The 9,629-nt window shown below is 73.1% G+C and carries 11 protein-coding genes; 3 read left to right on the plus strand and 8 right to left on the minus strand.

Features of this window, described 5'->3' with window-relative positions; all coding sequences use genetic code 11:
• Positions 1-133 precede the first annotated feature (133 nt).
• From ACZ4FH_RS36690 to ACZ4FH_RS36700, 3 genes are read right to left on the minus strand one after another with little or no spacing between them, the layout of a single operon-like run.
• Complete coding sequence (locus ACZ4FH_RS36690; protein WP_467310449.1) at positions 134-967, minus strand: ABC transporter ATP-binding protein; 834 nt, start codon at positions 965-967, stop codon at positions 134-136.
• Complete coding sequence (locus tag ACZ4FH_RS36695) at positions 964-2,046, minus strand: FecCD family ABC transporter permease (protein WP_467310451.1); 1,083 nt, start codon at positions 2,044-2,046, stop codon at positions 964-966. Before ACZ4FH_RS36695 ends, ACZ4FH_RS36690 begins: the two co-directional genes overlap by 4 nt.
• Entirely contained in the window at positions 2,043-3,053 is a 1,011-nt protein-coding gene (locus tag ACZ4FH_RS36700; protein WP_467310453.1) for a FecCD family ABC transporter permease, read from the minus strand. Before ACZ4FH_RS36700 ends, ACZ4FH_RS36695 begins: the two co-directional genes overlap by 4 nt.
• Positions 3,054-3,163: 110 nt before the next feature.
• Here ACZ4FH_RS36700 and ACZ4FH_RS36705 point away from each other — a divergent pair, with 110 nt between their 5' ends.
• The gene (locus ACZ4FH_RS36705; protein ID WP_467310455.1) at positions 3,164-3,790 is read left to right on the plus strand and encodes an HAD family hydrolase; all 627 of its coding nucleotides are present in this window, start codon (positions 3,164-3,166) and stop codon (positions 3,788-3,790) included.
• Here ACZ4FH_RS36705 and ACZ4FH_RS36710 read toward each other — a convergent pair whose 3' ends face one another.
• The gene (locus tag ACZ4FH_RS36710; RefSeq protein ID WP_467310457.1) at positions 3,791-4,030 is read right to left on the minus strand and encodes a hypothetical protein; all 240 of its coding nucleotides are present in this window, start codon (positions 4,028-4,030) and stop codon (positions 3,791-3,793) included.
• 161 nt (positions 4,031-4,191) lie between these two features.
• Here ACZ4FH_RS36710 and ACZ4FH_RS36715 point away from each other — a divergent pair, with 161 nt between their 5' ends.
• Positions 4,192-4,575 (plus strand): cold-shock protein, encoded by a 384-nt coding sequence (locus ACZ4FH_RS36715; protein WP_383642489.1) that lies wholly within the window; start codon positions 4,192-4,194, stop codon positions 4,573-4,575.
• Between the two features lie 67 nt (positions 4,576-4,642).
• On the opposite strand, the gene ACZ4FH_RS36720 is transcribed toward ACZ4FH_RS36715, so the two are convergent.
• From ACZ4FH_RS36720 to ACZ4FH_RS36735, 4 genes are read right to left on the minus strand one after another with little or no spacing between them, the layout of a single operon-like run.
• On the minus strand, positions 4,643-5,500 hold the full coding sequence (locus ACZ4FH_RS36720; protein ID WP_467310460.1) for a 1,4-dihydroxy-6-naphthoate synthase: 858 nt from the start codon (positions 5,498-5,500) through the stop codon (positions 4,643-4,645).
• Positions 5,481-6,185, minus strand: coding sequence for a futalosine hydrolase (locus ACZ4FH_RS36725; RefSeq protein WP_467310462.1), 705 nt, complete (start codon positions 6,183-6,185; stop codon positions 5,481-5,483). The genes ACZ4FH_RS36720 and ACZ4FH_RS36725 overlap by 20 nt, the downstream gene beginning before the upstream one ends.
• Before the next feature lie 28 nt (positions 6,186-6,213).
• Entirely contained in the window at positions 6,214-6,693 is a 480-nt protein-coding gene (locus ACZ4FH_RS36730) for a DUF2771 domain-containing protein (RefSeq protein WP_383642498.1), read from the minus strand.
• 27 nt (positions 6,694-6,720) lie between these two features.
• On the minus strand, positions 6,721-8,166 hold the full coding sequence (locus ACZ4FH_RS36735) for an MFS transporter (RefSeq protein WP_467310464.1): 1,446 nt from the start codon (positions 8,164-8,166) through the stop codon (positions 6,721-6,723).
• 420 nt (positions 8,167-8,586) lie between these two features.
• Here ACZ4FH_RS36735 and ACZ4FH_RS36740 point away from each other — a divergent pair, with 420 nt between their 5' ends.
• On the plus strand, positions 8,587-9,510 hold the full coding sequence (locus ACZ4FH_RS36740; RefSeq protein ID WP_467310466.1) for a DUF3027 domain-containing protein: 924 nt from the start codon (positions 8,587-8,589) through the stop codon (positions 9,508-9,510).
• The last annotated feature ends 119 nt before the right edge of the window (positions 9,511-9,629 follow it).

Genomic DNA, 9,629 nt, shown 5'->3' on the forward strand with positions numbered 1-9,629 from the left:
GCAAGGCGGAGGGTCGCCCCGATACTGGATGTATCGGGGCGACCCGACAACGCGGCGAGCGTGCGTGCCAGGCGTCGCCGAGCAGGCGGGACTTTCCGGACACGCCCTAGGGGCGCCCGGCCCCGGGCGAGGGCTACGGCCGCCAGGGCGGTCCCGGGACGACCAGCGGGGAGCCCGTCACCGGGTCCGGGACGATGACCGCGTCCAGGCCGAAGACCTCGCGGACCAGGTCGGCGGTGACGATGTCGCCGGGGGCGCCCTCGGCGACGATGCGGCCGGACTTCATGGCGACCAGGTGGTCGGCGTAGCGGGCGGCCTGGTTGAGGTCGTGGAGGACGGTGACGACGGTCCGGCCGCGGGTGCCGTCGGCGGCGGGTGCGGCGAGCCGGCGGACCAGGTCGAGGACCTCCACCTGGTGGGCGATGTCGAGGTACGTGGTCGGCTCGTCGAGGAGCAGCAGGTCGGTGTCCTGGGCGAGGGCCATGGCGATCCAGACGCGCTGGCGCTGCCCGCCGGAGAGCTCGTCGACGGAGCGGGAGCCGAGCGCGGTGATGTCGGTGCGCTCCATGGCCTCGGTCACGGCCCGCTCGTCCTCCTGGGACCACTGCTGCCACCAGTGCTGGTGGGGCTGGCGGCCGCGCGCCACGAGGTCGGAGACGGTGATGGCCTCGGGAGCCACCGGGGTCTGCGGGAGCAGCCCGATGGACTGGGCGATCTTCCGGGTGGGGATCTTGGAGAGTTCGGTGCCGTCGAGGAGGACGGCGCCGCCGCGCGGCTTGAGGAGCCGGCCGAGGGCGCGCAGGGTGGTGGACTTGCCGCAGGCGTTCGGCCCGACGATGACGGTGACCCGGCCGTCGGGGACGGTGAGGTCGAGTTCGTGGACGACGGTGCGGTCCTCGTAGGCGAGGGTCAGCGCCCGCGCGCCCAGCCGGCTGGTCACGGCGTCGGTCTTCTCGGTCGTGGTCATGCCTTGCCTCCCCTGCGGCCACCGTGACCGCGGATGATCAGCCAGATCAGGTACGGGGCGCCGACCGCCGCCGTCAGGACGCCCACCGGCAGTTCGGTGGGGGAGAACAGCTTGCGGGCCAGCAGGTCCGCGAGGACGACGATCACCGCGCCGAGGAGGGCCGAGCAGAACAGCGGGATCTGCGCGGTCCGGGTCATGCGGCGGGCGATCTGCGGGGCCAGCAGGGCGACGAAGTCGACGGGCCCGGCCGTGCCGGTGGCCACGGACGCCAGGACGACGCCGAGGGCGACGAGCCCGAGCCGTACCCGGCCGAGCCGGACGCCGAGCGCGGTCGCCGTGTCGTCGTCCATGGAGACGGTGCGCTGGGCGCGCGCCGCCCACAGGACGGCGGGCAGCAGGACGAGCAGCGTCCAGCCGATGGGCGCGGCCTCGGGGTAGCCGCGCCCGTTGAGCGAGCCGGTCATCCAGATCTGGGCCTGCTGGGCGACGAGGTAGTCGCCCTTGGTGAGGAAGAGCGTGGTCACCGAGCGCAGGGCGATGGCGAAGCCGATGCCGATGAGGACGAAGCGGGTGGCGTGCAGTCCGCCGCGCCAGGCGAAGGCGTAGACGAGGGCGGCGGCGGCGACCCCGCCGATCACCGAGAGGTACGGCAGCACGGTGTACGAGGTGATGCCGAAGGTCATCGCGCCGACGGTGAGCGCGCCCGCGCCCTGGCTGATGCCGATGATGTCGGGGCTGGCGAGCGGGTTGCGGGCGACGGTCTGGATGAGCGCTCCGGCGATGCCGAAGGCGAGTCCGACGAGGAGTCCGACGGTCATCCGGGGCAGCCGCAGCGTGCCGACGACGAGTTCGTCGGGGGAGGGGCGGCCGAGGACGACGTTCACGACCTCGGAGGGGGCGACGAAGCTCTCGCCGACGCAGAGGTAGGCGACGCAGACGGCGGCGAGGACGACGAGGAGCGAGACGGCGACGACGGTGGCCCTGCGGTGCAGCAGGAACCGTCCGCGGGACCCGATGCGGACGAGGGCGTACCCGGCGGGCCGTACGGCGGCGGGGGAGGTCTCCACGGGGGCGGTCACGCGGGCACCGCCTTCCGGCGGACGAGCGTGACCAGGAACGGCACGCCGATCAGGGCGGTCATGACCCCGGCGGGGACCTCGCTCGGCGGGAACAGGATCCGGCCGATCACATCGGAGACGAGCAGCATCACGGGTCCGATCAGGGCGGCCATCGGCAGCACCCAGCGGTGGTCGCTGCCGACGATCGCGCGGGCGATGTGCGGGACGGCCAGGCCGATGAAGGCGATCGGCCCGGCGGCGGCGACCCCGATCCCGGTGAGGACGGTGGCGCCGACGCCGCCGACGATCCGTACGGTCGCGACCTTCTGGCCGAGCCCCTTGGCCATGTCCTCGCCGAGGGCCAGGGCGTCCAGACCGCGGGCGACGCTGAGCACGAGCACCGTTCCGGCGAGCAGGAAGGGCCAGATCTGCTGGGCGACGTCGGCCTCGCGGCCGGCGATGGAGCCGACCTGCCAGAAGCGGAACTCGTCGAGGGCGGAGGCCTTCGTGGTCAGGACGGCCATGGTCACGGAGACCAGCAGCGCGTTGATCGCGGCTCCGCCGAGGGCGAGTTTGACCGGGGTGGCGCCGCCGCGTCCGCTGGAGGCGATGGCGTACACCGCGACGGAGGCGACCGCTGCGCCCGCGAAGCCGAACCAGACGTATCCGGTGAGCGTGTGGACGCCCGCGTACGCGATGGCCAGCACGACGCCGACGGACGCGCCCTGGCTGATGCCGAGGATGCCGGGGTCGGCGATGGGGTTGCGGGTGATGCCCTGGAGGACGGTCCCGGCGAGGGCCAGCGCGGCGCCGACCATCAGACCGATGAGGGTGCGGGGCACCCGCATGTTCCGGATGACCTCGGCGGCGTCGGAGTGGCCGCCGTGCAGCAGGGCGTCCAGGACCTCCGACGGGGGTATGGAACGGGCCCCCACGGCCAGGCTGAGCAGGACGGCTATCAGCAGCGCCACGACGGCCGCCGCCGTCGCGAGAGCGCGTCTGGAACGGCGTGGCGGGGCGGCTGACATCGGACCTCATCGGCGAACGGTGAAAAGTTAGGCTTGCCTAGCCTATGCGCACCCGGTCCGGGGGTCTCCGGCGGTATATCCCCTGGGACCGCCCCGTCCGCCTCGGCACAATGGATCCCATGGCTTCCCACGCACTGACGGTCGGCTTCGACCTGGACATGACGCTCATCGACTCCCGCCCCGGCATCGGAGCCGTCTACCGGGAGCTCGCCGCCGAAACGGGGGCCGCCATCGACATCGATCTCGTGGTCAGCCGGCTGGGCCCGCCCCTCCAGGACGAGCTGGCGAACTGGTTCCCGCCGGCCGAGGTGCCCGCCATGGTGGACCGGTACCGCGAGATCTATCCCACATACGCGATAGCCGCCTCCCTCGCGATGCCCGGCGCCCGGGAGTCCGTCGACGCGGTCCGCGCCCTGGGCGGCCGGACGATGGTCGTCAGCGCGAAGTACGAGCCGAGCGTGAAGCTCCACCTCACCCACCTGGGCATCGAACCGGACGTGATCGTCGGCGGGCTCTGGGCCGAGGCGAAGGCGGAGGCGCTGCGCGAGCACGGTGCGACGGTCTACGTGGGCGACCACACCGGCGACGTGCGCGGCGCGCGCACCGCGCGGGCCCTCTCCGTCGCGGTGACGACGGGCCCCTGCGACGCGGCCGAACTGCGCGCGGCCGGCGCGGACGCGGTCCTGCCGTCCCTGACGGAGTTCCCCGCCTGGCTGCGCGCCCACGTGGAGGGCTAGTTATCGCGCCCTGTTCGCCACCGCCGAGCGGATCACGCCCGCCGCGGCGATCAGGAAGCCGACGCCCATCAGCATGCACACGGCGTACGCGACGGACGGGAACGGATCCGTCCCCAGGAACAGCGGGGCGACCGTGACCAGTGTGGCCACGGCACCGACGAAGAAGACGATCGCGCCGACCCGGACGAGAAGGTCGCCCGCTCCGGTGGGGGAGGACTCGGCGGTGGGAGAAGTACTCATCCCGCCAGGGTAGTTCTTTCAGGACACCAGTCCGGATGACCAGGCTTGACGGCGGGTACTTCACCTGTGGAGGCTTCTGCCAGCAGGGGAAGCACGACCACAGGACGGCCTGACCTGCTGAGGCTTCGTTCCGGCATACGGGTTGAGATGGGGTGCGTGCTTTGCCGACTGGCAAGGTCAAGTGGTTCAACAGCGAGAAGGGCTTCGGCTTCCTCTCCCGCGACGACGGCAGCGATGTCTTCGTCCACTCGTCCGTGCTTCCCGACGGAGTCGACGCACTCAAGCCCGGTCAGCGCGTGGAGTTCGGCGTCGTCGCCGGACAACGCGGTGACCAGGCACTCTCCGTGGCGATCCTCGATCCCACCCCGTCCGTCGCGGCCGCCCAGCGCCGCAAGCCGGACGAGCTGGCGTCGATCGTCCAGGACCTGACGACCGTCCTGGAGAACATCACCCCGATGCTGGAGCGCGGCCGCTACCCCGACAAGGCCGCCGGCACCAAGATCGCCGGTCTGCTGCGGGCCGTGGCGGACCAGCTCGACGTCTGACGGCCACCCGTTGGGGTGATACGCGGTACGGACGGCCCCGGGGCGCCCGTACCGCGTCCGCACACCGTCAGCCGAACGACAGCGCGTCCGGTCCCAGCGCCGGGACCAGGCCCTCCGCCGCCGCGCGGGTCAGCAGACCGCGGATGGCCGCGTAGCCGTCCTCGCCGAGGTCGGCGGTGAACTCGTTGACGTAGAGGCCGATGTGCTGGTCGGCGACGGCCGGGTCCATCTCCTGGGCGTGCTCCAGGACGTAGGGCCGGGAGGCCTCCGGGTCGTCCCACGCCATGCGCACCGAGGCGCGCACGGATTCGGCCAGCCGCTTCAGGGTGTCCGCGCCCAGCGAGCGCTTGGCGATGATCGCGCCGAGCGGGATCGGCAGGCCGGTGGTGTCCTCCCAGTGCCGGCCCATGTCGGCCAGATTGTGCAGACCGTAGTTCTGGTACGTGAAGCGGGCCTCGTGGATGACGAGACCGGCGTCGACCTTGCCGTCCCGTACCGCAGGCATGATCTCGTCGAACGGCATGACGACGATCTCGCCCACCCCGCCCGGCACGACCTCCGCCGCCCAGAGGCGGAAGAGCAGATACGCCGTGGAGCGCTCGCTGGGCACCGCGACCGTCCGGCCCGTCAGATCGGTGCCCGGCTCACGGGTCAGGACCAGCGGACCGCAACCCCGGCCCAGTGCCCCGCCGCACGGCAGCAGCGCATAGTCGTCGAGGACGTACGGCAGCACCGCGTACGACACCTTCAGCACGTCCAGCTCGCCGCGCTCGGCCATGCCGTTGGTGACGTCGATGTCCGCGAAGGTGACGTCGAGCGCGGGCGCGTCCGGGACCCGGCCGTGCGCCCAGGCGTCGAAGACGAAGGTGTCGTTCGGGCAGGGCGAGAAGGCGATCCGCAGCGGGTCAGGAATCGGTTCGGTCATGGTGCGTCCAGCCTTCCAGTACGGGGATGAGCGTGCCGAACGCCCCGGTGAGCGCGGCCAGCGCGTCACCGATGCGCCAGGCGTCGCGGTCGCGCGGGCCGACGGCGTTCGAGACGGCCCGCAGCTCCAGCACGGGCAGGTCCAGCCGGGCGGCGGCCTCCGCCACGCCGAAGCCCTCCATGGCCTCGGCCAGCGCGTCCGGGTGCGCGGCGAGCAGACCGGCGGCGCGCTCGGCGCTGCCGGTGACGGTGGAGACGGTGAGGACGTCCCCGGTCGCGGCCCCGCTCGCGGCGGCCACCGCCTGGACCAGGGAGCGCGGCGGGAGGTGGTACGAGCGGCCGAAGCCCAGCTCCGTGACCGGCAGGAACCCGTCCGGCGTCTCGGCGCCCAGGTCGGCCGCGACGATCCGGGAGGCCACCACGAGGGAGCCGACGGGCGCGGCCGGCGCGAAACCGCCGCCGATCCCCGCCGAGACCACCAGGTCGTACCGCCCGGCCGCCAGGGCGAACGCGGCCGAGGCCGCCGCGGCCGCGGGACCCGCATCGCCCGCCAGGACGTCGAACGGGCCCGCCCGGTGGATCTCCGCCCCGGGTATCCGGCGGACGGCCGGCTCCGCGCCGCCCCGGAACGCACGCGTGACCGCGTCCCGTTCCACCGGGACAGCGGTCACGACGAGCACACGCACGGGGGGATCCTCCGAGGTCAGGAGGGGGTCAGTCGGTCTTTTCGAGCTTGAAGTGCCAGATGCCGGTGAGCTTCTTGCCCTTGGTCTCGACGATGCTGATCTGCGTCGAGCTCGTGGTCTCGCCGGTCTGGCTGGAGAAGAACGCGCTGCCCGGGATGGACCGGTAGGTCTTCTTGTACGGCTCCTGCTCGGCCTGCTGGCCGTTGATGAACAGGGTCCAGCCGTTGTCCGCGATCTCCGGGTCGACGCCGAAGCGGACCTTGTCGTCCATCGCGACCTTGACGGTCTTCTCGGCCTTCTTGTTCAGGCAGCCCTGGATCAGCGACTCCTTCAGGGCGTCGCCGTCGTTGTAGCAGGCGGCCTCGGAACTCACCGAGTTGTCGCCGACCGTCACGGTGGCGAGCGGCGTCGGCTTGTCGCAGGCGGAGAGGACGAGGAGTCCCGCGGACACGGCACCAAGAGCGACGCCGATTCGACGGCCCTTACCGGAGAAGAACGCAACGGTCATGGGCCGAAGGCTATCGGTCGCTCCCGCTCACGCCACGCGGGGGTGCGGCGAGCCGCGCCGCGCGGCGCCCAGCAGACCCCGTACGGACGCCGCCGCGCCCAGCGCGAGGATGCCCGCGGCGACCGACATGCCCAGTACGCCGTTGAGGGGGAGGGAGATGCCGATCGCCCCGCCCGCCACCCATGACATCTGGAGCAGCGTCTCCGACCGGGCGAAGGCGGAGGTCCGCACCTCCTCCGGCACATCGCGCTGGATCATCGCGTCCAGCGACAGCTTGGAGAGCGCCTGGGTGAACCCGGCCGTGGCGGCCAGCGCGGCGACCAGGGCGGTGCTGAAGAACGCGGCGGCCAGCACCGCGACGGTCAGCGCCAGCCCCAGCACCGAGGCGACGATGACCTCGGGGCCGCGCGCCCGCAGCCAGGAGCCGACCGCCGTACCCAGCGCGTTCCCGACCCCGGCCGCCACCCCGACGATCCCCAGCGAGATCGCGGCACTCTGCCCGGAGAGCGGGTGCTCGCGCAGCAGGAACGCCAGGAAGAAGATCAGGAAGCCGGAGAGCGCCCGGTGCGCGGCGTTGGCCTGGAGGCCGTGCAGGACGGACGGGCCGACGGTCCGCAGCCCCGGCCGCTTCTCGCCGTTCCTCTTCTCCTTGGACTTCTTCTCCTGGGGCTTCCGCTCCTTCGGCCGGCCGGTCTCCGCCGTACGGGCCGGGGCGGGCCTGCGCGTCAGGCTGTGCGGCAGCACCAGCCGGGCCCGGCGCTCGCCCTTCGCCGAGTCCACCTTGGGCGGCAGCGTGAACGCCAGGGCCGCGCCGCCGACGAAGATCGCGCACGCCCCGTACAGCGGCCACGGCGGCCCGATGGTCTGGAGCCCCGCCCCGATCGGCGCGGCCGCCCCGGTGGCCAGCAGCCCGGCGAGGGTGACCCGGGAGTTCGCCTTCACCAGCGAGAAACGGGGTGGCAGCAGCCGGGGGACGACGGCGCTGCGCACCACCCCGTACGCCTTGGAGCAGACGAGCACGCCCAGCGCCGCCGGATACAGCTCCAGGCCGCCGGTGGCCACCGCGCCCGACATGGTGATCGCCAGCACGGCGCGGGCCAGCATGGAACCCGCCATGGCCGCCCGCCGGCCGTGCGGCAGATGGTCCAGGAGCGGGCCGATCACCGGGGCGAGCAGGATGAACGGCGCCATGGTGACCGCCAGGTACAGCGCGACACGGCCGCGCGCCTGGTCCGTCGGCACGGAGAAGAACACCGTGGAGGCGAGCGCGACCGTGATCATCACGTCGCCCGCGCCGTTCACCGCGTGCAGTTCGATCAGCTTGCCGAGGCCGGATTCGCCCGCCCCGTGCGCGTGCGTCGCCCTGCGGATCGAGCGCGCGGTCCGGGTGAACGGGGCCCTCAGGGCACGCCCGACCGCCCGCCCCGCCCTGCGGAGCGGACCGGAGTCGTCGTGCGACCTGGCGGAAGCCACTTGGTCATAGTGCCCCAGTCCCCGCCGTCACGAACCGGGATCGCGGCGGGGCGCGGTGCGGATGGCCCCGTCGGATCAGTGACCGGGCAGGTGGCGGGGGGTGCGGACGGTTCCGGCGGGGCGGCGCGGCGGGGGTGGCGGAGGGGGCACGGGGGGCGGATACGGCGTCGTTTGGGACGGGCAGGTGGGCGGGGAGCGGCGGAGAGGGTAGCGTGCGTAGCGCGCCACCGGCGGTTTCCTCCCGGCCGCGCGCCTCTCGGCGATCCCGCAGAATGGGTGACGGAAGGTGCGCCCGGGTCAGGCACCTCGGATGCGGACGTCGACGCGGCCCCCAGGTCCGCTCCGCCCGCAGCCGTACGGCCGAAATCGATGGATGTGCTGGCGCGCTCGTGAGACTGGCGTAGGAGAGAAGCGAGACCTGTGAGTGCTGCGACGACGCGAAGCCGTACGGCCCGTACCCCCGTCCCCGACCGGCTGTGCGCGGAGGCGGTAGACCTCGCCCGCGCCTCGGCCGAGGAGGCCGCGGCGCCGGGGGTGGTGGGTGAGCATGTGGCCGTGGTCTCCGAGGGGGACCGGGTCGTCACGCACTACTTCGAGTGCACCGACCCCGGCTACCGGGGCTGGCGCTGGGCGGTGACGGTCGCCCGTGCCTCCCGGGCGAAGAACGTCACGCTCGACGAGACGGTGCTGCTGCCGGGCGGTGACGCCCTGCTGGCGCCGGAGTGGGTGCCGTGGAGCGAGCGGCTGCGGCCGGGCGACATGGGACCGGGCGATCTGCTGCCCACCGAGGCGGAGGACCTGCGGCTGGAGCCCGGGTACACGGGCGAGGACGAGCCGCCGCCGAACTCCGCCGTCTCCGAGGAGATGGCCGACCGGGTCGACGCGGAGGACGCCGAGCTGACCTCGCGCCCGGCCGGGACGAGCCGCGGTTCGATCGCCGCCGTCGCGGAGGAACTGGGCATGCGGCGGGCCCGGGTGCTGTCCCGGTACGGGCTGCACACGGCGGCCGACCGCTGGGACGAGGCGTTCGGCCCGAAGACCCCGATGGCCCAGGCCGCTCCGGCGTCCTGTGTGAGCTGCGCGTTCCTGGTGCCGCTCGCCGGTTCGCTGCGGCAGGCCTTCGGGGTGTGCGCCAATGAGTTCGGTCCGGCGGACGGGCATGTGGTGTCCCTCGCCTACGGCTGTGGCGGGCACTCGGAGGCCGCGGTGATGCCGAAGCCGCCGAAGCCGGCGCCGCACGCGCTGGACACGATGCGGGTGGACGCGTACCCGCTGCGTCCGGAGCGGGACTCCGGGTCCGTTCCGGCGGAGGACGATCCCGAGGGCGATCTCGGGCACTCCTGACGCGGTGCGGGGTCCCTGGGCTGGGGGTTCCGTCCTCAATCTCCCCCATAGCCTCAAGGGCATGGGGGGACCCCCTCGACGGGCTTGTGTGTGCGGGTTCCCCGCAGGGCGCCTGATGT

The sequence above is a fragment of the Streptomyces sp. NPDC024555 genome, assembly GCF_055559335.1.

What these genes read in the sequence shown, in the direction of transcription:
- ACZ4FH_RS36710 (WP_467310457.1), bottom strand. Translation starts at nt 4,030, where the DNA reads ATGAGTACTTCTCCCACCGCCGAGTCCTCCCCCACCGGAGCGGGCGAC.
- ACZ4FH_RS36700 (WP_467310453.1), bottom strand. Translation starts at nt 3,053, where the DNA reads ATGTCAGCCGCCCCGCCACGCCGTTCCAGACGCGCTCTCGCGACGGCG.
- ACZ4FH_RS36720 (WP_467310460.1), bottom strand. Translation starts at nt 5,500, where the DNA reads ATGACCGAACCGATTCCTGACCCGCTGCGGATCGCCTTCTCGCCCTGC.
- ACZ4FH_RS36690 (WP_467310449.1), bottom strand. Translation starts at nt 967, where the DNA reads ATGACCACGACCGAGAAGACCGACGCCGTGACCAGCCGGCTGGGCGCG.
- ACZ4FH_RS36730 (WP_383642498.1), bottom strand. Translation starts at nt 6,693, where the DNA reads ATGACCGTTGCGTTCTTCTCCGGTAAGGGCCGTCGAATCGGCGTCGCT.
- ACZ4FH_RS36705 (WP_467310455.1), top strand. Translation starts at nt 3,164, where the DNA reads ATGGATCCCATGGCTTCCCACGCACTGACGGTCGGCTTCGACCTGGAC.